16 protein-coding genes are annotated in these 20,705 nt (G+C 67.6%); 12 read left to right on the top strand and 4 right to left on the bottom strand.

Annotation, left to right across the window (positions count from 1 at the left end):
• The first annotated feature begins 22 nt into the window (after positions 1 to 22).
• From ACFQU3_RS14465 to ACFQU3_RS14435, 7 genes are all read left to right on the top strand, one after another.
• On the top strand, positions 23 to 1,333 hold the full coding sequence (locus ACFQU3_RS14465) for an aromatic ring-hydroxylating dioxygenase subunit alpha (protein WP_385910918.1): 1,311 nt from the start codon (positions 23 to 25) through the stop codon (positions 1,331 to 1,333).
• 55 nt (positions 1,334 to 1,388) lie between these two features.
• Complete coding sequence (locus ACFQU3_RS14460) at positions 1,389 to 2,651, top strand: glycine betaine/L-proline ABC transporter ATP-binding protein (protein WP_385910916.1); 1,263 nt, start codon at positions 1,389 to 1,391, stop codon at positions 2,649 to 2,651.
• 113 nt (positions 2,652 to 2,764) lie between these two features.
• Positions 2,765 to 3,619: an ABC transporter permease gene (locus ACFQU3_RS14455; protein WP_385910914.1), complete on the top strand. Its 855-nt coding sequence runs from the start codon at positions 2,765 to 2,767 to the stop codon at positions 3,617 to 3,619.
• Between the two features lie 35 nt (positions 3,620 to 3,654).
• Positions 3,655 to 4,578, top strand: coding sequence for a glycine betaine ABC transporter substrate-binding protein (locus ACFQU3_RS14450; protein ID WP_385910912.1), 924 nt, complete (start codon positions 3,655 to 3,657; stop codon positions 4,576 to 4,578).
• 153 nt (positions 4,579 to 4,731) lie between these two features.
• Positions 4,732 to 5,946 carry a formaldehyde dehydrogenase, glutathione-independent gene (gene fdhA, locus ACFQU3_RS14445; RefSeq protein ID WP_385910910.1) on the top strand — a complete coding sequence of 405 codons (1,215 nt, stop codon included), beginning with the start codon at positions 4,732 to 4,734 and terminating at the stop codon, positions 5,944 to 5,946.
• Between the two features lie 191 nt (positions 5,947 to 6,137).
• Complete coding sequence (locus ACFQU3_RS14440) at positions 6,138 to 7,241, top strand: mandelate racemase/muconate lactonizing enzyme family protein (protein ID WP_385910909.1); 1,104 nt, start codon at positions 6,138 to 6,140, stop codon at positions 7,239 to 7,241.
• Between the two features lie 58 nt (positions 7,242 to 7,299).
• Complete coding sequence (locus ACFQU3_RS14435) at positions 7,300 to 8,379, top strand: alcohol dehydrogenase family protein (RefSeq protein WP_385910907.1); 1,080 nt, start codon at positions 7,300 to 7,302, stop codon at positions 8,377 to 8,379.
• A gap of 58 nt (positions 8,380 to 8,437) precedes the next feature.
• Here ACFQU3_RS14435 and ACFQU3_RS14430 read toward each other — a convergent pair whose 3' ends face one another.
• From ACFQU3_RS14430 to ACFQU3_RS14420, 3 genes are read right to left on the bottom strand one after another with little or no spacing between them, the layout of a single operon-like run.
• The gene (locus ACFQU3_RS14430; RefSeq protein ID WP_385910905.1) at positions 8,438 to 9,226 is read right to left on the bottom strand and encodes an MOSC domain-containing protein; all 789 of its coding nucleotides are present in this window, start codon (positions 9,224 to 9,226) and stop codon (positions 8,438 to 8,440) included.
• Positions 9,227 to 9,230: 4 nt separating this feature from the next.
• Positions 9,231 to 10,211: an Ldh family oxidoreductase gene (locus ACFQU3_RS14425; protein WP_385910903.1), complete on the bottom strand. Its 981-nt coding sequence runs from the start codon at positions 10,209 to 10,211 to the stop codon at positions 9,231 to 9,233.
• 36 nt (positions 10,212 to 10,247) lie between these two features.
• The gene (locus ACFQU3_RS14420) at positions 10,248 to 11,300 is read right to left on the bottom strand and encodes a proline racemase family protein (RefSeq protein WP_385910901.1); all 1,053 of its coding nucleotides are present in this window, start codon (positions 11,298 to 11,300) and stop codon (positions 10,248 to 10,250) included.
• A 172-nt stretch (positions 11,301 to 11,472) separates the two neighbouring features.
• On the opposite strand from ACFQU3_RS14420, the gene ACFQU3_RS14415 reads away from it, so the two are divergent.
• The gene (locus ACFQU3_RS14415; RefSeq protein ID WP_385910899.1) at positions 11,473 to 12,306 is read left to right on the top strand and encodes an IclR family transcriptional regulator; all 834 of its coding nucleotides are present in this window, start codon (positions 11,473 to 11,475) and stop codon (positions 12,304 to 12,306) included.
• 81 nt (positions 12,307 to 12,387) lie between these two features.
• On the opposite strand, the gene ACFQU3_RS14410 is transcribed toward ACFQU3_RS14415, so the two are convergent.
• Complete coding sequence (locus ACFQU3_RS14410) at positions 12,388 to 14,661, bottom strand: ATP-binding protein (protein WP_385910897.1); 2,274 nt, start codon at positions 14,659 to 14,661, stop codon at positions 12,388 to 12,390.
• A 346-nt stretch (positions 14,662 to 15,007) separates the two neighbouring features.
• On the opposite strand from ACFQU3_RS14410, the gene ACFQU3_RS14405 reads away from it, so the two are divergent.
• From ACFQU3_RS14405 to ACFQU3_RS14390, 4 genes are all read left to right on the top strand, one after another.
• Positions 15,008 to 16,477: an aldehyde dehydrogenase family protein gene (locus tag ACFQU3_RS14405; RefSeq protein WP_385910895.1), complete on the top strand. Its 1,470-nt coding sequence runs from the start codon at positions 15,008 to 15,010 to the stop codon at positions 16,475 to 16,477.
• 59 nt (positions 16,478 to 16,536) lie between these two features.
• Positions 16,537 to 17,625 (top strand): glycine betaine/L-proline ABC transporter ATP-binding protein, encoded by a 1,089-nt coding sequence (locus ACFQU3_RS14400; RefSeq protein WP_385910893.1) that lies wholly within the window; start codon positions 16,537 to 16,539, stop codon positions 17,623 to 17,625.
• Positions 17,622 to 19,607 (top strand): ABC transporter permease, encoded by a 1,986-nt coding sequence (locus ACFQU3_RS14395; protein WP_385910891.1) that lies wholly within the window; start codon positions 17,622 to 17,624, stop codon positions 19,605 to 19,607. The genes ACFQU3_RS14400 and ACFQU3_RS14395 overlap by 4 nt, the downstream gene beginning before the upstream one ends.
• A gap of 68 nt (positions 19,608 to 19,675) precedes the next feature.
• On the top strand, positions 19,676 to 20,677 hold the full coding sequence (locus ACFQU3_RS14390) for an ABC transporter substrate-binding protein (protein ID WP_385910889.1): 1,002 nt from the start codon (positions 19,676 to 19,678) through the stop codon (positions 20,675 to 20,677).
• Positions 20,678 to 20,705: the final 28 nt, after the last annotated feature.

Raw genomic sequence — 20,705 nt, 5'->3', positions numbered from 1 at the left:
CGGTGGGCCTAGGAGGTTTCCGTTGAGTTTGTTGACTGGCACGGCCGCTCCGGTCGGTGACGTCGCGGCGATGGTGGCGCGCCGAGAGGTGGGGTACAGCCTCGAGTCGTCCTTCTACGCCAGCCAGGAGGTCTTCGACCTCGACCTGGACGCCATCTTCAGCCGGCACTGGGTGTTCTGCGCCGCCGAGGCGGAGCTGCCCGAGGCGGGCGACTACGTCACGGTCGACATCGGCCCGTACTCGGTGATCGTGGTGCGCGACGACGACGAGCAGGTCCGGGCGATGCGCAACGTGTGCCGGCACCGTGGTGCCCGGATCCTGCAGGAGCGGTGCGGCGCGGTGGGCAACCTCGTGTGTCCGTACCACCAGTGGACCTACCGCACCGACGGCAGCCTGATCTTCGCCGAGTCCCAGCCCCCGGAGTTCGACCGGGAGCGGTTCGGCCTCAAGCCGGTGCACGTGCGCACCGTGGCCGGTCTCGTCTTCGTGTGCCTGGCCGACGAGCCGCCGGCCGACTTCGACGAGGTGGCCCAGGTCATCGAGCCGTACCTCGCGCCGTACCGGCTCCAGGACGCCAAGGTCGCCCATCAGACCGACCTGGTCGAGGAGGGCAACTGGAAGCTGGTCATGGAGAACAACCGCGAGTGCCAGCACTGCGACGCCTCACACCCCGAGCTCATCGAGGCGTACTTCCCACTGTTTGGCTACTCCGAGGACGACATCACCCCGCGGCTGCGCCCCACGTTCGAGCGCTACCAGGCCGCCGCGGCTCGACTGGAGTCCGCCTGCGCCGTAACCACCATCCCGCGCGAGTCACATCGCGAGCTCGACACCCGGCCCACCGGCTACCAGATCACCCACCTGCCGCTCGACGGCGAGGGCGCCTCCTACGGACGTGCCGGAGCACAGCTCTGCCGCAAGCTGATGGGCGAGATCCCTGACCCCCAGCTGGGCGACCTGTCCCTGCACCTGCAGCCCAACTCGTGGTTCCACCTGCTCGGCGACCACGCCGTCGTCTTCAGCACCCTGCCCATCGCACCGGGCAAGACCCTCGTGCGCACCACCTGGCTGGTCCACGCCGATGCCGTCGAAGGCGTCGACTACGACATCGACACCCTCACCGCCGTGTGGCGCGCCACCAACGACCAGGACCGGGCGCTCGTCGAGAAGGCCCAGCGCGGCGTGACCGACCCCGGCTACGAACCCGGCCCGTACTCGCTCGTCGAGGACGACGTCGAAGCCTTCATCAACTGGTACATCGGGCGCCTGCGCGAGCACCTCATCCCCGACCACGACCACCTGGGACTGCTCACTCGGGGCTCGGGACAGTGACCCACACGCGCACGTCGAGTGCGGCACCAACCATCAACTCGGACGGGAGTCCAGCATGAATGCGATCGTGGCCCGTGAGACCTACAAGGTCTTCGGCAAACGCCCCGAGCGCGGCGTCGCACGTCTGCGCGAGGGCGCGACACGCGAGGAGCTCCGCAAGGAGGGCATCACCGCTGCCGTGATCGACGCGTCCTTCGACGTACGCGAAGGAGAGATCTTCGTCGTCATGGGCCTTTCAGGCTCGGGCAAGTCGACGCTGATCCGCATGGTGAACGGGCTGCTCGAGCCCACAGCGGGCGAGCTGCGCGTCTACGGCGACGACGTCGTCACCATGGACCAGGACCAGCTGAGACGCATGCGACGCGAGAAGGTCAGCATGGTCTTCCAGCACTTCGCGTTGTTCCCGCACCGGACGGTGGGTGAGAACGCCGCGTATGGGCTTCACATCCAGGGCATCGACAAGAGCGACGGCGAACGACGAGCCAAGGAGGCTCTGCGCCTGGTTGGCCTGAAGGGCTGGGAGGACTCGCTCCCGGGCCAGCTGTCTGGAGGGATGCGACAACGCGTCGGACTTGCGAGAGCGCTTGCCGCGGGCACCAACATCATGCTGATGGACGAGGCGTTCAGCGCCCTGGACCCTCTCATCAAGCGTGAGATGCAGGACCAGCTCGTCGAGCTCCAGCACAAGCTGGGCAAGACCATCCTGTTCATCACGCACGACCTGAACGAGGCGATGCGGCTCGGCGACAGGATCGCGATGATGCGCGACGGTCGGATCGTGCAGATCGGCACGGCGGAGCAGATTCTCAACAACCCGGCGAATGACTACGTCGCCCAGTTCGTCCAGGACGTGGATCGGACGCGGGTGCTGACCGCCGGTGCGATCATGACTCCGCCGGTAGCAGTCGTCGGTAGCGAGCAGGGGCCGCGAGCCGTGCACAAGCTCATGCGTGACCACCAGACCGCGCGACTCTTCGTCGTCAACCGCGACAGGACGTTGCGGGGCGCGGTCGACGAGGAGGCCACGGTGGCGGCCGTGCGCGACGGAGCCCAGACCCTTGACGGCATTCTCGACGACCAGGTGGTGAGCGTCCCCGCGCAGGCCCACCTTTCTGAGGTGCTCGCGTTGAGCGCGAACAGCCCCAAGGCCCTGGCTGTGGTCGATGACGAACGCCGGTTGGTGGGCGTGGTCGCGAGGGTGACCTTGCTCCAGGCTCTGGCGCAGAGCAGCGCCCACCATCATCCCGACCCCGGCCAACGCACCGAGGTACAGGTTCCTGAGTCCGATCGCGTGCGCGCGGAGGTGGCGCCGCTATGACTTCTTACGCCCTGATCGACGTCCCCAGGATCTCCGTCGGCGAAGCGATCCAGCAGTTCTTCGACTGGCTCACCAACAACCTCGGTGGCTTCTTCGATGCCATCAGCAACGGCATGGGTTCGGCCGTCGACCTGCTGATCGACGTGCTCCAGGCCCCTGACCCAGTCCTGCTGGCGACAGTCTTCGCCCTGGTCGGCCTGGCGGTGCGAGGGTGGAGGTTTGCGCTCATCGGACTGTCCGGACTGCTGCTCGTGATCAGCATGGGGCAATGGGCCGCGGCGATGCAGACGCTGGCGCTCGTCCTGGTGTCCACTGTCGTGGCCGTGGTCATCGCGATCCCCTTGGGTGTGCTCGCGGCTCGGAGCCCACGGACGAGTGCGGTGCTGCGACCCATCATGGATCTGATGCAGACGATGCCCGCGTTCGTGTGGCTTGTCCCCGTGGTCACCCTGTTCAGCATCGGTGTCGTCCCTGGCGTGGTGGCGACCATCATCTTCGCGCTTCCACCAGGCGTTCGGCTCACGGAGCTGGGCATCCGGAGCGTGGACGCGGAGATGGTCGAGGCGGCAAACGCCTTCGGCGCCACACCGCGGCAGACCCTGTTCGGCGTGCAGCTACCACTGGCGCTGCCGACCATCATGGCCGGCATCAACCAGGTCATCATGCTGGCCCTGTCCATGGCCGTGATCTCGGGCCTGGTCGGTGCTGAGGGCCTGGGCGGTCAGGTGACCGCTGCCATCGCAACGCTCGACCTCGGGCTTGGCTTCGAGGCGGGGTTGTCGGTCGTGATCCTGGCCATCTACCTGGATCGCGTCACGGCATCCATCGGACAGGGCAACGTCGGCGGCGCCCTCCTGTCCTTGTCCCGCAGGCGACGTTCGACGGTTCAGAAGGACATCGACCTCGAGGAGACAGCGGAGGAGGAACCGGCCGCTCAAGGCGACCCGAGAACACCAATCAGCGCGTAGCGCACTGGAACTTTCCCACTCTCAGAGGAACAAGAATGAAGAAGCGATTCCTGACCTTTCCGATGCGGCTCGGCGTGCCCCTGACAGCGGTTGCGGTGCTCGCAGCAGGCTGTGCCAGCGGTACTGCGGGCGGTACGAGCGCCGCCGGTGGCGGCAGCAACAAGACCATCAACATGGGCGTCATCCCGGGGTGGACCGACGAGACGGGCACGGCATACCTGCTCAAGAACGTTCTCGAACACAACGGCTTCACGGTGAAGATCACCGAGCTCAGCGACAACGCCCCGATGTACACGGCGCTGTCCAAGGGAGACATCGACGTCCTGTCTTCCGCCTGGCCCGAGAAGCTGCACAAGGCGTTGATGGACCGGTACGGCAAGAACCTCGAGGACGTTGGCGCGTACTACGAGGGTGCAACCTCGTTCCTCGCGGTGCCTACCTACTCAGACATCAAGTCCATCTCCGACCTGCCCAGCCACGCGGCAGAGCTCGACGGCAAGATCACGGGAATCGAGCCGGGCGCAGGCCTGACGAAGGCGACCAAGGACGATGTGATCCCGGCGTATGGGCTCAACAAGGACTTCAAGCTCGTCCTCTCCTCGACGACCGCGATGTTGACGACGTTGAAGAAGGCTACGGAGGCCAAGAAGCCCATCGTGGTGACGCTGTGGAAGCCTTTCTGGGCCAACGGGGCATTCCCGGTCCGGGCGCTCGAGGACCCGAAGGGTGCCTACGGCGCGCCGGAGAACCTGCACGTCCTGGCTCGAAAGGGCTTCTCCGCGGACAACCCGAAGGTCGCGAACCTGCTGAAGAACTTCAAGCTCGACGACAAGCAGTACCAGAGCCTGGAGGACCTGGTCGCGAACAAGTTCGGCCAGGGCGAGGAGGACAAGGCCGTTCAGGCTTGGCTCGACAAGAACCCCGAGTACGGCACGAAGCTGGCCAGCTACCTCAAGTGAGCAGTGAGGTCGTCCTCGGGTACAGCAGCTCAGCTCAGGCCGGGGTGTTGTACCCGAGGTCCGCCTCGGTTCGAACCAGGCGGCGTCCTGCCGACGACGCCGCGCCACCGCCTGAAGTCACGCTCCGCCGAAGGAGCAGGACGGAGTCACGACATGACAGACAACAGAGTCGTCGTCTACAAGGAACCTGGGAAGGTCGCGGTCGAGAAGAGCGACTTTCCCAAGCTCGAGATCCCGCGTGAGGTCGCCGACGGGTTGGGCATCAAGCAGGCCGCTCCGCATGCCGTGATCCTCAAGCTCGTCACCACCAACATCTGCGGCAGTGACCAACACATGGTCCGCGGCCGCACGACTGCGCCTCAGGGCCAGACGCTGGGCCACGAGATCACCGGCGAGATCGTGGAGAAGGGCGACGACGTCCTGTTCCACGAGATCGGCGACATCTGCTCGGTGCCGTTCAACATCGCATGTGGACGGTGCCGCATGTGCAACGAGGGCAAGACCGGCATCTGCCTCAACGTGAACCCGGCCCGCGCCGGTGCGGCGTACGGGTACGTCGACATGGGCGGTTGGCTCGGTGGGCAGGCGGAGTACGTCATGATCCCGTTCGCCGACTTCAACCTGTTGAAGTTCCCCGACCGGGACAAGGCGCTGGAGAAGATCCTCGACCTGACCATGCTGTCCGACATCTTCCCGACCGGCTACCACGGCGCCTACACGGCAGGCACGACCACAGGGTCGACCGTGTACGTCGCGGGCGCCGGTCCGGTGGGACTCGCGGCGGCCTACTCCGCCCAGCTGCTCGGGGCGGCGACCGTCATCGTCGGCGACATGAACGCCGACCGGCTCAAGCAGGCTGCGAGCTTCGGCTGCGAGACTGCCGACCTGTCCACGGGCGACGACCTGGCCGACATCATCGCCGACATCGTCGGTGAGCCCGTTGTCGACGCCGCCGTCGACGCGGTCGGCTTCGAGGCGCGCGGTCACGGCCAGGGCGCCGAGGAGGAGCCCGCCACCGTCCTCAACGACATCATGAACGTGGCTCGCGCCGGCGCCTCTCTCGGCATCCCCGGCCTCTACGTGACGGGCGACCCCGGCGCCCGCGACAACGCAGCCAAGCAGGGTCAGATCGGTGTTCGGCTGGGCCTTGGTTGGGCGAAGTCGCACACGTTCGTGACCGGCCAGTGTCCGGTGAAGCAGTACAACCGTCAGCTGATGAACCTCATCCTGGCCGACAAGGCGCACATCGCCAAGGCCGTCAACGCCACCGCGATCAGCCTTGATGATGCGCCGCGGGGCTACGCCGAGTTCGACCAGGGCGCGGCCAAGAAGTACGTCATCGACCCGCACGGCATGGTCGTCGCCTGACGTCCGCGAAACGCGACACCTTCCCCACGGGGAAGGCGTCGCGCTTGTCCCTGAGTGAGCGGCGCGTCGAGCCGCATGGCCGGCCTGGTCGTGCGCCCGTCAGGGCCCGTACCCACCCGGAAGACACGCCACATAGATGTGCGCCCCTCCTGACAAGGGCGGAGTGAAGAACGACATGAAAGAGAGCCGTCGTGCGTATCGCTGAGATTCACGTGTTCCAGATGGACTTGCCGCTGAGCGGTAAGGGCTATCGCATGTCTGAAGGCTCTTACACGACACTGGATTCCACGATCGTGCAGGTCGTCTCAGACACCGGCATCTCAGGGTGGGGCGAGACGTGCCCGGTCGGCCCGACCTATGCGCCCGAGCACGCCCTGGGCGCCCGCGCGGCTCTCGCCGAGCTGTCTCCGGACCTGATCGGCACGCCGGTGACCGGTCCGCTCGGGATCCGCCGCTCGATGGACAGGCTCCTCAACGGACACAACTACGCCAAAGCCGCGGTTGACATCGCCATTCACGACCTGATCGGCAAGGCCCATGGCATACGCGTCTGCGACATGCTGGGCGGCGCGGCGAGCGAGCGCGTGAGCTCCTATTACGCGCTCACCATCGACGAGCCGGACGACGTCGCCCGGACTGCCGCCGAGAAGGTCGCCGAGGGCTATCCGCGCCTTCAGATCAAGGTGGGCGGGCGACCGGTCGAGCTCGACATCGAGACGATCCGTAAGGTGTGGGAAGCCACAGGTTGCACCCGTCTCTCGGTCGATGCAAACCGGGCGCTGACCACGCGCGACGTCCTCCGGATCGGGCGGGAATGTGCTGACATCCCCTTCGTCTTCGAGCAGCCATGCAACACGATGGAGGAGATCGCCGCGATCCGCGGGCAGCTGCACCATGGGGTCTATCTCGACGAGAACACAGAGGACCTGAGCAGCGTGCTGCGAGCGATCTCGCTCGGACTATGCGACGGATTCGGTCTCAAGGTCACGCGCCTGGGCGGACTCGGCACCATGGCGACGGTCAGGGATCTTTGCGAAGCGCGCTCCATGCCGCATACATGTGATGACTCCTGGGGCGGCGACATCATTGCAGCCGCCTGCGTTCAGGTCGGCGCAACGGTTCAGCCGCGTCTTCTCGAAGGCGTCTGGCTGGCCGACTCCCACATGGACGTCCACTATGACTCGACGAATCCCGTTCGCATCGAAGGGGGACACATTCAGGTCCCGACCGGTGCGGGTCTCGGCGTCGTGCCCGACGAAGATGTCTTCGGCGATCCCGTCGCATCCTTCGGCTAGCCCGCACGACGATCACCACAGCACCCTGGAGGGAACTCAGATCTTGTTGCCAAGGACCATGGCCGCCGTCCTGCTCACGGGCCACGGCGGACTCGAAAAGCTCGAGTACCGGACGGACGTGCCCGTTCCTCGCCCCAAGCCTGGTGAGGTGCTGATCCAAGTCGCCGCCGCGGGGATCAACAACACGGACATCAACACCCGAACGGGCTGGTACTCAAAGGCCGTCGCCTCGGAGACCGGTGAGGGCGGAGCGGCTGGCTTTGACGCCGTCGACACGATGGATGCTTCCTGGTCGGGTGTTCCCCTCGAGTTCCCGCGTATCCAGGGCGCGGACGTCTGTGGCCGTGTCGTGGACGTGGGCCAAGACGTTTCGCGCGAGCGCATCGGCGAACGAGTACTCGTCAGGAACATGCTGCGAACGCCCGTCGGCTACCGACCTTATGAGTGCTGGACCTATGGCAGCGAATGCGACGGTGGGTTCGCGCAGTTCGCCGTTGCACCAGCTCGGGAGACGTATGCGGTTCGCAGCGACCTGAGCGACGAAGAGCTCGCGGCCCTGCCCTGTGCGTACTCGACTGCGGAGAACATGATGCACCGCGCAGCCGTCGGCACTGAGCGCGTTCTCGTGACGGGCGCCTCGGGGGGAGTCGGGCTGGCCGCAGTCCAGCTCGCGAGACGCCGTGGGGCAACCGTGACTGCAGTCTGCTCGAGCGCGAAGGCCGCCGACGTAGAGGCTCAGGGCGCCAGCCAGACCGTCGATCGCGGAACCGATCTGGTCGCTGCGCTCGGCAGAGCATCCGTCGACGTGGTTGTCGATCTCGTTGGCGGGTCTCAGTTCTCACAGCTGTTGGACCTGTTGCGCCCAGGTGGCCGATACGCCATCGCCGGCGCCATAGGTGGTCCGGTTGCAGAGATCGACCTGCGAACGCTCTACCTGAAGGACCTCTCCTTGTTCGGATGCACCTTTCAGGAGGATGAGGTGTTCGAGAACCTGGTCAGGTATCTCGAGCGCGGTGAAGTGCATCCGGTCGTCTCGCGAACCTACGCACTGCAGGACGTCAGGCAGGCGCAGGAAGCGTTTCTCACCAAAGAGCACATCGGCAAGCTGGTGCTGGTCCCGCCCGTCCCCAGCACGTGATCACACCGTCTCAGCCTCGACGTGCGTGCGATGGGCCAGGGGAGTCGATCCCTGCCGGTCAGGTGTCTGTGCGCACTGTCATGCAGTCCCCGACGCAGATCCTGCCGGGCTCGATGACGTCCGCGTAGACGCCGAAGGTCGCGCCGACGCCGAGGACGGAGTCGCGTCGCCCGCGGTAGGACGTGATCAGGCGGAGCGTCTGCAGGTCAACCGCCCCGGAGTCAGGGTTGCGTGTGGTGGCCGCGCAACGCTTGACCGGGCCACCGCCACGCAGGACCGCGTGGCCGACCTCGAGGACCTTCCCGTCCCAGGAGTCCTCGAGGTGCGGCTCGCCACCCGAGAACTCGATGAGCATGCGGAAGCGGCGCGAGTCGACACGGGATCGATTCGCCTGGCGCGCCAGCTCCTCCACCGAGCTGGTCCCGAGCAGGGTCACTGGCCGCACGTCATATGCGGACTCGCGGGCCTGGACCAGATGGACCCGCCTGCCCACCAGGTCGGAGAAGAACGTGCCCCAGACAGGGTCCGCGACGACGTCGGACCTGATCGTGCGAAGCCCCCACATGTCGGTGACCACCATCGTCGTCGGCTCGATGTCTCCGCCGAGCAGCACCTGGTCCCCGCGGGTCACCCGGAGGCGACGGCTCGCCGGGTCGTACTCCGCTCTGACTCCCGCAAGGCCGGGGTTGTGCGTGAAGCTCTGAACCTTCCCGGTGTCATCGACGAGGTAGAACTGCCTGTCGCCAACGGCTCCCTGAGCTGTCAGCTCGATCGAGTCGGGGTGGTGGAGCAGCAGTCCCTTGACCGGGGTGACCGACAGGCGGGCGACGGTCGTGCCGATCGACATGGGATCAGCCCTCCACCGTCGCGAGTGAACGCAGCCGCTCGTGCAGGTCTGGTGACACCGAGCAGGACGATGCCTCGTGGTGTGCCGTCCAGACGTCGGGGTCGGCGCCGTACTCCGCCTTCCATCCTTCGAGCTGCGCGTCGAGCCGGCTGACATAACCCGGGGCGAGTGTGTCGACCGAGACCGCGACGACGACCACGCCCACCGACGGCGACGACGCACCGCGGTTGAACGGCGGCGCATCCACCGAGAAGAGTCCGCCGGCGAGGGTTGCGAGCACCTCGACGAGCAGCGCGATGTTGCCACCCTTGTAGCCGCCGAACGGCAACATGGCACCCTCGAGCCCGGCTGCGGCGGACGTGGTCGGCGCCCCCTCCTGGTCCACCGCCCAGCTGTCGGGGATCGGCTCGTCGCGCGCGGCCGCCTCTCGCAGGGCCACCCACGCCGTTGCGCTCGACGCCTGGTCGAAGGCGAGCCGTCGATCGTGGGGGAGCGGGACCCCGAAGGCGAGTGGGTTGGACCCGAGGAGCGGGCCGCGCGCCCCAGCCACCGTCATCAGGGCCGGCGAGTTGGCACACGCGAGTCCCATGAACCCATCCACGTTGAGCCGGCGGACGTAGTAGTCGAGCTCTCCTGCGGTGAAGCAGTGCCGGAGGGCCGCAACGGCCAACCCGTGGTGTGCGGCGGTGCCGCGCAGGTCAGGTAGCGCGAGGGCGAAGCCGTGCTGGGCAAGGCCCCCTCGACAGTCCACCGTCGAGATCACGGTGGTGTGCTGCTCGACCGAGGGATCGTCGGACGTGATGCGGCCGGTGCGGAAGCCGTCAAGGTAGTCGACCAGGTGGGTCAGGCCCACTGGCCGCCGGCCGAGCAGCTCTGCCTCGACGGTGGCCTCGGCGAGGATCGCCGACTGGGCGGGGGAGGCACCGCTTCCGAGCAGCGCACGCATGCACAGGTCGGTGAGCTCGCTGCGTCGAAGTTCGACCATGGTCTCCTCGCTTCTCGGTTGTGGTTCCGTCACGGGTCAGGCCCAGAGGTCTCCGACGGTGAAGCCGTTGACGAACGGGTCATCGGGATCGAGGACGAAGGTGCTGTAGCCGGAGATCCAGGCCCGGCCGCCGATGGTCGGGACGACACCGGTGTACGGGCCCACCTGCACCTCCCTCAGCAGCTCGCCGGTGTATACTGTGCCGAGGATGCCTTCGTGGCGGAAGGGCACGTTGAGCCCGAGCTGACCCTTGGCATGGAGCGTGGCCATCCGCGCGCACGTGCCGGTGCCGCACGGACACCGGTCGAGCGAGCCTGTCCACGTCGCCGGGTCGGCGAGGTCCACCGGGCCGCTCGCCATCGTGACCACGTTCTTCCTGTCGGCCGCCGGGTTGTCCGTGGGGCCCGACAGCTGAGAGATCGTGATCCCGATCCCCGGGTAGTCGGGGTGCTCGACCGGAAGCTGGTCCTGAGCGGCCCGGAGGATGAGGGAGCTGATGCGCGCGATCTCCCGTCCCCGGGACGGGATGAGGTGCAGCCCGTCGAACTGGCCCACGTCCGCGATGACGTAGAACATGCCGCCCCAGCCGACGTCCACGGTCACCTGGCCCAGTTCAGGGACGTCGATGACGGCATCGAGATGAGCCGCGAACGCCGGCACGTTCTCGAAGGTCACCTGCAGGACCTTGCCACCGCGGCACAGCGCCCTGATGCCGATGAGGCCGGCGGGCGCCTCGAGCGTGAACTCGGTGTAGGGCTCCTGCATGGGGATCATGCCGGTCTCGAGCAGGACCGTTGCGACGGCGATGGTGTTGCCACCACTCATCACGGGGTACTCGACCTGCTCCATGATGATGTAGCCGGCTGCGGCGTCCGGGTGCTTCGGGGGAACGATCAGGTTGCAACACATCGGGGGGTAGCCGCGGGGCTCGCGCAGCATGAGCAGCCGGATCTGGTCGTCATGGATCTCGAGCCACTTCATCTGCTCGTAGACAGAGCGCCCAGGGATGTTGGGGACTCCTCCGGTGATGACACGCATCGGCTCCCCGGAATGTGTCTCAACTGCGTGGATCATCCGCTTGAAGGACATGCTGGCCACTCCCTTCGCTTGCTGCCGTGCCCGGGAGCCTTGGCCCCACGGCGACCCTAACGATTCGTTCTGTCAGAGGCAACAGACGGGTGATGCGAAACAACGCGACCATCTGGACGTCAGGGCCGGTGCGGCTGAGCCCGCGCATACACTTACCGTCGGAGCGCCGCCCATGCGCGACGCCGATCGCGACATGCCAGTGATCGCGCTGTATTGTTCCTCTATGGCCAACAGTCGCGCTAGCGGAGACAGCTCCGTGCAATCCGTAGACCGTGCTGTCTCCATCCTCCAGGTGCTGGCGCGACATGGAGCGTGCGGCGTGACCCAGATCGCGGGCGAGCTCGCGGTGCACAAGTCGACGGTCTTCCGCCTCTTGGCCACCCTCGAGTCCCGAGGGCTCGTGGAGCAGAGCTCCAGTCGCGGTCGGTACCGGCTCGGCTACGGCGTGGTTCAGCTTGCGGCTGGTGCCACGAAGAAGCACGACCTGTCCGTCACCAGTCGTCCCATCTGCCAGGAGCTCGCGGAGACTGTCGGCGAGACCGTGAACATCGCCATCAACGACGGGAACACGGTCGTGAGCATCGACCAGGTGATCGGGTCCGCCGCCGTCACCACCGTCAACTGGGTCGGCCAGCGCTCGCCGATGCATGTCACCTCAGCGGGCAAGGTCTTCCTTGCCAACATGCCCGCTGACGAGCTGAAGGCCTGCTTGGACGAGGGCTTGGTTCGATACACCGAGAACACCATCGTCGACCCCGCGGTGCTCGAGCGGCAGCTGGAGGAAGTCCGAGCGCAGGGCTACGGCTTCACCCAGGAGGAGCTCGAGATCGGACTGGCTGCCGTGGCGGCCCCGATCCGGGATCTCGAGGGGCACGTGATCGCCGCCGTCGCGGTCTCCGGGCCTAAGTTCCGGATCAACGAGGACACGATTCCGGGGATCGCCCAAGAGGCGCGGTCCGCCGCGGCCCAGATCTCCGAGCGCAACGGATATCCCAAGCCGGGCTGAGCGCATCGAGAGCAAGGGGATTCGACCGGGACCATGGGTTTGGCCGGTGAGACCCGCGTGGGCGCGTCGTTCACCGGACACTCAGCCGCGGTTCGGCTCGGACGACTGGTCAGCCACCCACGCAGCCACCTGCGTACGGCTGGTGAAACCGAGCTTGGTCAGGATGTGCTCGACGTGAGCCTCCGCCGTACGCCGCGAGATGACCAACCTGTCGGCGATCTCCTTGTTGCTGAGTCCCTCCCGGATCAGCTCCGCGATCTGCCGCTCGCGACGGGTCAGGACGTCACGGGCCGTGCTCCGGGCGATGGAGGCCGACCGCCGTGTCTCCTCCAGGCCGAACGCGGTCGCGCTCGTCTGGTCCAGTGACCTCCCGCGCGACCAGGCGCGGTCGAACGCCTCGTCACCGATCGAGCCCCGCGCAGCCGCCACGGACGCCTCCTGGCGGGCATCGAGCCCAGCCATCGTGTGGATCGACGTCTCGATCCTGTCCCACTCGTTCTGCGCAGCGCCCATGAGCACCGCTGCGCGCTCAGGATCGGTGGCGGCTTCGATCCAGGCGAGTGCCTCCAGCGAGGCGCCGATCCCGAGGCGCTCGGCCATGAGCTGCTCCAGACGCAGGCTCTGCTTCACGAGCAGCTGCGCAGACCGATGATCACCGTTCTCCCAGGTCGCCAGCCCCGCCGCCCACAGCGACCATGACCGGAGCCACGTCTCGCCCGCCGGCTCGGTGATCGCCAGACAGGCGCGATGGCTGGCCAGGGCCCGGTCCGCGTCGTTCACGATCGCGTTCACGATGGCGAGCAGCATCCAGCAGTGGGCGACCTCCGCCGCCTCGCCCGACGCGGACAGGCCACGGATCGCCTCGGTGAGCAGGAGCTCGGCCGCCTCCACGTCTCCGGCGTAGAGCGCAACGGTCCCGGCCGCCTGGGTGAGGAGCATCTCGGTCTCGTCGCCCAGTCGGCTCGCCAACGCCTGGCCTTCCTCGAGAAGCGGCCGTGCAGAGTCGATGTCTCCTTGCAGCGCGGCCCACCAGCAGGCGCTGCGCAGCGCGAGAGCGCGGGCGGCCGGATCCCCGCCGCCCCCGGCGAGCATCCTGGCGCACCAGCGCCGACCCTGCCGGAACAGCCCGTGGATCACGACGTACTCCAGGAGATGGGCGCACGTCTTCAGGCCGGAGTCCACCGCGTTCGGCTCGGTCGCGCACGAGTCCAGGGCCTCGGCGATGTTTCCCAGCTCGCGCCCGACCCGGTCGATCCAGACGAGCTGGCGGTCGCTGAGCCATTCGTCGTGCGCCTCGCCGACCATGGCCACGAAGAAGTCCCGGTGCCGGCGACGCTGCTCGTCGACGGCATTCATCCGGGCCAGCTCGGCCAGGCCTCGCTGCCGGATGGGCGGGAGCATTCGGAACCGGGTGGTGGTGTCGTCCCGGGTCGTGGCCAGCACGGACTTGTCGACGAGCGATGCGAGGGTCTCGGCGATGGGCTCCTCGTCGTCCGGACCGGAGCAGACCGCAGCTGCTGCGTCGAGCTCGAAACCGTCGACGAAGATCGCCGCCTTGGCCCAGAGCCGCCGGTCTGCGGGAGTGCAGAGGTCGAAGGTCCACTCGATGCAGGCCGCCATGGTGCTGTGTCGATGTGGCCCCGTGCGCGTGCCTCTGCTGAGCAGCTCCCACTGGTCGGTCAGGGCCTTGTCGATCTCCGTGGGAGACAGCGTGGGAAGCCGCGCGGCCGCGAGCTCGATGGCCAACGGGATGCCCTGCAGCTTGCGACAGATCGCTGCGACGGCAGCGCGGTTGCCCTGGGTCAGGTCGAAGCCGGGGATGCTGGCGCGAGCACGGTCGAGGAAGAGCTGAACTGCCTCGAACTGCTGCAGCCCGCTCCCGTCCGGCTCCTCGTGCGGCGGACAGGTCAACGTGGTGACCGCGTGCACGACCTCGCCGTCGACCCGCAGCGGTTCACGGCTCGTCGCGAGAATGCGCACCCCCGAGCAGTTCCGCAGGATCGTGTCGGCCAGCCGGGCCACCATGTCGACGACGTGCTCGCAGTCGTCCAGCACGAGCAGGAGCGCGCGGGTCCTCAGGTACTCGACAGTGGCGATCGTGCCGGACTGCGTCGATCGCCCGTACAGTCCCAGCTCGCCGGCGATCTGGTCGGGAACGTCGTCTGCCTCGAGGACGGCGCCCAGCGGTACGAAGCAGATGCCGTCCGGGAACACCCGCCGGAGGTCCGTGGCCACCCGCAACGCGAGTCGCGTCTTGCCGATGCCGCCGAAGCCGGTCAAGGTGACGAGGCGGGACTCCGTCAACCGTTCCCGGATCGCGCTGCACTCGAAGCGGCGGCCCACGAATGTCGTCACCTCGGCCGGAAGGTGGCCAGGCGCTTGAGTGCTGGCGAGAGCCTCTGTCATGTGGTCTGGTCCTCCACGAGTCCCGACGCGACCACGGTACTGCCCGACCGGCGGCGTCGGGCGGGAGTGGCCGTATGCCGTCGCCGGCCTCCCACGTCCGCTCGCCAGGACGCCGTGGCAGCACGACCAGGCGGGCCGGCGCGTGCGGTGGTCGCGGCCCCGAAAGTCGTCCTGGCCGGGCGTGGTCACAGTCTTGACAGCGGCCGTGACCGCCGCCACTCTGTTGCACCATCAGCAAACAGGTGCGCAATGAGAGACAACATTGGCTCGCCACTCCCATGGAGAAGGGTGCGGAATGCCAGAGCTCTACGTGGACGGAACGTGGGTCGACCCTGTCAGCGCGGGTCACCGGGAGATCCGGTGTCCGGCGGACGGACGGCTCGTCACCACCGTCTCGGAGGGGGGCAGAGCAGACACCGTCAACGCCATCGCGGCAGCCCGTCGTGCCTTTGACGAGGGGCCCTGGCCGCGAACTCCCGAAGTCGAGCGCGGGGCGCTGCTCCTGCGGACCGCCGACCTGCTCCTGCGCGACAAGGCGCAGTTCGCCCGGGCGGAGAGTCTCGACACGGGGAAGCGGTTCGTCGAGGCGGAGTACGACATCGACGACGTCATCAGCTGCTTCCGTTACTACGGGGGGATCGCGGGCACCGATGCCGGGCGGGTGATCGACACCGGCCGCGACGACGCGATCAGCAGGGTGGTGCGCGAGCCGGTGGGCGTCTGCGGCCTGATCACCCCGTGGAACTATCCCCTGCTGCAGACGTCGTGGAAGGTCGCCCCGGCGCTGCTCGCCGGAAACACCTTCGTGCTCAAGCCGAGCGAGCTGACACCGTCGACGGCCGTCCTGCTCATGCGCAGCCTCGAGGAGGCCGGCCTGCCCGCCGGCGTGGCCAACCTCGTGCTCGGCGCCGGTGACCAGGTCGGCGCGCCGCTTGCCGAGCACCCGGATGTCGACCTCGTGTCGTTCACGGGGGGCCTCGACACCGGCCGGTGGATCATGGCCGCCGCCGCGCAGACCGTGAAGAAGGTCGCGCTGGAGCTCGGCGGCAAGAACCCGAACATCATCTTCGCCGACGCCGACCTCGAGACGGCTGTGGACTACGCCCTCACCGCGGTGTTCCTGCACTCGGGCCAGGTCTGCTCGGCGGGGTCCCGGCTCATCGTCCAGGAGGAGGTGCACGACCTCGTCGTCGACGAGGTCGTGCGGCGTGCCGATGCCATCCGGCTGGGCGGCCCGTTCGACGAGCACGCCCAGACAGGTGCGCTCATCTCCGCGGCGCACCTCGAGAAGGTCGCCAGCTATGTCAAGGCGGGCATCGCCGAGGGAGCGGTGTTGCGGTGCGGGGGTTTCCGCGCCGAGACCGGTGGCCTCGCGGATGGCTACTTCTACCGCCCAACCGTTCTCGACGAGTGCCACGCCGGCATGCAGGTCGTGCAAGAGGAGTCATTCGGTCCGGTGCTCACCGTGGAACGGTTCACCGACGAGGCCGAGGCAGTGCGCATCGCCAACGACACCACCTACGGCCTGGCCGGCGCGGTGTGGACCCAGGACGGCGGCAGGGCGCAGCGGGTGGCCCAGCGGCTGCGGCACGGCACCGTGTGGATCAACGACTACCACCCCTACGTCCCCCAGGCGGAGTGGGGCGGGTTCAAGCGGTCCGGACTCGGGCGCGAGCTCGGTCAGGCCGGGCTCGCCGAGTACTACGAGACCAAGCACGTCTGGCAGAACATCCGCCCTTCAGTCCAAGGGTGGTTCAGCGAATGAGCCTCCCGTCGCAGTCCACCCGGCAACAGCTCATCCAGGAGAGTGCAGGAGAGACCACCATGACAACGGCCACGCGCGACGAGATCCTCGAGACCCCGACCACTCCGACCCCGGCTGCTGGCCGCTCGGTGGACCCCGTGATCTCGGTGCAGAACCTGTGGAAGGTGTTCGGGGGCAAGGGCGCCGACGTGCCCGGCTCCGACGAGCTGAGTGCCCTGTCCCGCAAGGAGCTGAAGGAGCGCACCGGCTGCGTCGCGGCGGTCTGTGACCTGAGCTTCGACGTGGCGCCGGGTGAGGTCTTCGTCGTCATGGGCCTGTCCGGTTCGGGAAAGTCCACTCTCGTCCGCTGCCTCACGCGTCTGATCGAACCCACCGCGGGCCAGGTCCTGTTCAAGGGCGATGACATCCTCCAGGCCAACGAGCGGTCGCTTCGCGAGCTGCGCCGGCACAGCATCGCCATGGTCTTCCAGCACTTCGGTCTGCTGCCCCACCGCCGGGTCGCCGACAACGTGTCCTACGGACTGGAGATCCGGGGCACCGGCAAGAAGGAGCGTGCCCAGCGCGCCGCCGAGGTCATCGACCTGGTCGGGCTGTCCGGCTACGAGAACTCCTTCCCCGACCAGCTGTCCGGTGGCATGCAGCAACGCGTCGGCCTGGCCCGGGCGCTGGCCGGTGACCCGGAGGTGCTGCTGTTCGACGAGCCGTTCTCCGCGCTCGACCCGTTGATCCGCCGTGACATGCAGAACGAGGTCATCCGGCTGCACCACGAGGTCGGCAAGACGATGGTCTTCATCACCCACGACCTGTCCGAGGCGCTCAAGCTCGGCGACCGCATCCTCATCATGCGCGACGGCCGGCTCGTCCAGATCGGCACCGGCGCAGACCTGGTCGGCGCCCCGGCCGACGACTACGTGCGCGACTTCGTCCGGGAGGTCCCGCGCTCGCACGTCCTCACCCTGCGCTGGATCATGCGCCCGGTGCACGCCGACGACGTGCTCGACGGCCCAGAGCTCGGTCCAGAGGTCGTGGTCCGCGACGCGGTTCGGGTGGTGCTCGAGGCCGAGCGGCCGATCAAGGTCGTCGAGGGCGGCCGGCTGCTCGGCGTCGTGGGCGACGCCGAGATCCTCTCTGTCGTCGCCGAGTCATGACGGCGATCGCTGCGGTCCGCACCGGGTTCCGCCCGCACCGGGGTGCGATCATCACCGGCCTCCTGCTCCTGTGGCTCATCGGGTTCACGGTCCTGCGCGGGCGCGACACCCTCTCGCTCGGCGCGGCGGACGTGACCGCGCTGCACACACGGCTCAACGATCTCAATGACGCGGTCGGCGCCAACCGCAACAGCAACCCGCTGTTTCTCTACTTCTTCAACGAGATCCGGCTGGTCATCGAGCAGCTCACGAACTTCTTCTCCGCCCTGGTGGCGCAGCCGGCGTTCGGCCGCCCGGTCCCGTTGATCGGCTGGCTGGGCGTCGTCGCCCTGTTGGGTTACGGCTCCTGGGCGCTGGGCAACCTCAAGGTCGCACTGCTCGCCGTCGCCGGCTTCACGTTCATGGGCCTGCAGGGCCTCTGGCAGGAGAGCATGGACACCTTCGCGCTCACCCTGTCCGCGGTGCTCGTGTCGCTCCTCATCGGCATTCCGCTCGGCATCTGGGCGGGGGTCTCCGACCGGGTCAACCGAGTCGTCACCCCCGTGCTCGACTTCATGCAGACGATGCCGACCTTCGTCTACCTCGCGCCGCTCACCCTGGTCTTCCTCATCGGGCCGGCCTCGGCGGTCATCGCCACTCTCATCTACGCGGCTCCACCGGTCATCCGGATCGCGGCCCACGGCATCAGGCAGACGCCCAAGGAGACTCTCGAGGCCGCCCAGTCGCTCGGCACCACGAGGTTCCAGCTCCTCCGGCAGGTGATGCTGCCCATGGCCAAGCGCACGATCGTCATCGGGATCAACCAGACGATCATGGCGGCGCTGTCGATGGTGACCATCGCGGCCCTCATCGACGCGCCCGGCCTGGGCCGGGTCGTGCTGCGCTCGCTGCAGTCCCTGGACGTCGGCGCCGCCTTCAACGCCGGCCTGTCCATCGTCGTCATGGCCATCGTCTTCGACCGGGTCACCACGGCCGCCAGCGTCCGTGTCGAGAAGTCGCGGCGTGGCACCAGCCGGTTCCCGGCCTCGGTGCGCAAGGTGGCCCTGCTCGTCGGCGGCGCGGGCACCCTCGTGTGCCTCTACGTGTCCTACACCTTCGTCTGGGCCGCCGAGTTCCCCACGGACATCGACCTGGGCGCCCCGATCAGCCGGTTCGCCTCGGGCGTCACCGACTGGACGCAGGTGCACCTGAGCGCGCTGACCGGCGACTTCAAGGAGCTCGTCACGAACCAGCTGCTCAACCCGTTCCAGAGCCTGCTCACCGACTCACCGTGGTGGCTGCTGTTCACCGTTCTCGTGGCCCTGGCCGCGGTCGCCGGCAGCATGCGCACCGCCTTGACCACCGCCTTCTGCCTGGCGCTCATCGTCGGCACCGGACTGTGGTTCGACGCCATGACGACGCTCGCCGCGACGCTGCTGGCGACGGTCGCAGTGATGGCTCTGGGTCTGGTCCTCGGAGTCTGGATGGGCCGCAGCGCGAGAGTCGACCGCATGGTCCGCCCGGTGCTCGATGCGGCACAGACCATGCCGTCCTTCGTCTACCTCGTGCCGTTCGTGGCGTTGTTCGCTGCGAGTCGCTTCACGGGTATCGCGGCCGGCGTCGTCTACGCCGCGCCGGTGGCCATCAAGATCATCGCGGACGGGATCGCCGCGGTGTCGCCCACGACGATGGAGGCGGCGACATCAGCCGGCTCCAGCACGTGGCAGCTGATCACCAAGGTCCAGCTGCCGATGTCGCGCGGCGCGATCGCGCTGGCCATGAACCAGGGCCTGATCTACGTGCTCTCCATGGTCGTGGTCGGCGGTCTCGTCGGCGGTGGGGCGCTCGGCTACGACGTCGTGGCCGGGTTCCGCCAGAACGCGCTGTTCGGCAAGGGCCTGGCCGCCGGGCTCGCCATCGTCCTGCTCGGCATCATGCTCGACCGACTCACCCAGTCGGTCGCGCGCCGGGCCCAGGCCACCACCGACCACGCCCACCGCTAGCCCTCCCCCTCCAAAACACGCCGCACGTCCCCAACCTCTCCCGTGCGCCGAACGAAAGGCACGTCTCCATGTCCCGATCCAGAACCGCCCTGACGACGACCCCCCGACCCCGAGCTCTCGCCGGCTTCACCGCCGCGGCACTGGCGCTCTCCCTGAGTGCCTGCGGCGGGGCGAAGGTGGGAGACACCGCCGCAGGTGCCCAGGCCGGAAGCGAGGGCAAGTGCGGCACCGTCAACCTGGCAGTCAACGCCTGGGTCGGGTACGAGGCCAACGCGGCTGTCGTCGCGTACATCGCCGAGAACAAGCTCGGCTGCAAGGTCGTCAAGAAGAACCTCGACGAGCAGGTCTCGTGGCAGGGATTCAGCACCGGCGAGGTGGACGCGGTGCTGGAGAACTGGGGCCACGACGACCTCGCCAAGAAGTACATCACGCAGCAGAAGGTCGCCCAGGACGCCGGACCGACCGGCAACGTCGGCATCATCGGCTGGTACGTGCCGCCGTTCCTTGCCAAGCAGCACCCTGACATCACCGACTCGAAGAACCTCAACAAGTACGCCGACCTGTTCAAGACCTCCGAGTCCGGCGGCAAGGGACAGCTCCTCGACGGCGACCCGGGCTTCGTCACCAACGACGCCGCGCTCGTCAAGAACCTGAACCTGAACTACAACGTCGTCTACGCCGGCTCCGAGGCCGCGCTGATCACCAGCTTCCGGCAGGCGGAGCAGACGAAGAAGCCGATGATCGGCTACTTCTACTCGCCTCAGTGGTTCCTCGCCGAGGTGCCCCTCGTCAAGGTCAACCTGCCGAAGTACACCAAGGGCTGCGACGCGGCGCCGGCCAAGGTCGCCTGCGACTACCCCGAGTACACCCTCAACAAGATCGTGAGCACGAAGTTCGCCCAGTCCGGCAGCCCGGCCTACAACCTCGTGAAGAACTTCACGTGGACCAACGACGACCAGAACGTCGTCGCCCGGTACATCGCGCAGGACAAGATGTCGGACGAGGCCGCTGCGAAGAAGTGGGTGGATGCCAACCCCGAGAAGGTGAGCGCCTGGCTGGCCGCCGGCTGATGACACTCGAGTGACCGACGTGCCCGGT

Source organism: Terrabacter sp. GCM10028922, assembly GCF_042666095.1.
Classification (GTDB): domain Bacteria; phylum Actinomycetota; class Actinomycetes; order Actinomycetales; family Dermatophilaceae; genus Terrabacter.
This window is presented reverse-complemented; position numbering and strand designations above follow the sequence as displayed.

What these genes read in the sequence shown, in the direction of transcription:
- ACFQU3_RS14425 (WP_385910903.1), bottom strand. Translation starts at nt 10,211, where the DNA reads ATGGTCGAACTTCGACGCAGCGAGCTCACCGACCTGTGCATGCGTGCG.
- ACFQU3_RS14400 (WP_385910893.1), top strand. Translation starts at nt 16,537, where the DNA reads ATGACAACGGCCACGCGCGACGAGATCCTCGAGACCCCGACCACTCCG.
- ACFQU3_RS14435 (WP_385910907.1), top strand. Translation starts at nt 7,300, where the DNA reads ATGGCCGCCGTCCTGCTCACGGGCCACGGCGGACTCGAAAAGCTCGAG.
- fdhA (WP_385910910.1), top strand. Translation starts at nt 4,732, where the DNA reads ATGACAGACAACAGAGTCGTCGTCTACAAGGAACCTGGGAAGGTCGCG.
- ACFQU3_RS14390 (WP_385910889.1), top strand. Translation starts at nt 19,676, where the DNA reads ATGTCCCGATCCAGAACCGCCCTGACGACGACCCCCCGACCCCGAGCT.
- ACFQU3_RS14430 (WP_385910905.1), bottom strand. Translation starts at nt 9,226, where the DNA reads ATGTCGATCGGCACGACCGTCGCCCGCCTGTCGGTCACCCCGGTCAAG.
- ACFQU3_RS14420 (WP_385910901.1), bottom strand. Translation starts at nt 11,300, where the DNA reads ATGTCCTTCAAGCGGATGATCCACGCAGTTGAGACACATTCCGGGGAG.
- ACFQU3_RS14415 (WP_385910899.1), top strand. Translation starts at nt 11,473, where the DNA reads ATGCGCGACGCCGATCGCGACATGCCAGTGATCGCGCTGTATTGTTCC.
- ACFQU3_RS14405 (WP_385910895.1), top strand. Translation starts at nt 15,008, where the DNA reads ATGCCAGAGCTCTACGTGGACGGAACGTGGGTCGACCCTGTCAGCGCG.
- ACFQU3_RS14455 (WP_385910914.1), top strand. Translation starts at nt 2,765, where the DNA reads ATGGGTTCGGCCGTCGACCTGCTGATCGACGTGCTCCAGGCCCCTGAC.
- ACFQU3_RS14460 (WP_385910916.1), top strand. Translation starts at nt 1,389, where the DNA reads ATGAATGCGATCGTGGCCCGTGAGACCTACAAGGTCTTCGGCAAACGC.
- ACFQU3_RS14395 (WP_385910891.1), top strand. Translation starts at nt 17,622, where the DNA reads ATGACGGCGATCGCTGCGGTCCGCACCGGGTTCCGCCCGCACCGGGGT.
- ACFQU3_RS14450 (WP_385910912.1), top strand. Translation starts at nt 3,655, where the DNA reads ATGAAGAAGCGATTCCTGACCTTTCCGATGCGGCTCGGCGTGCCCCTG.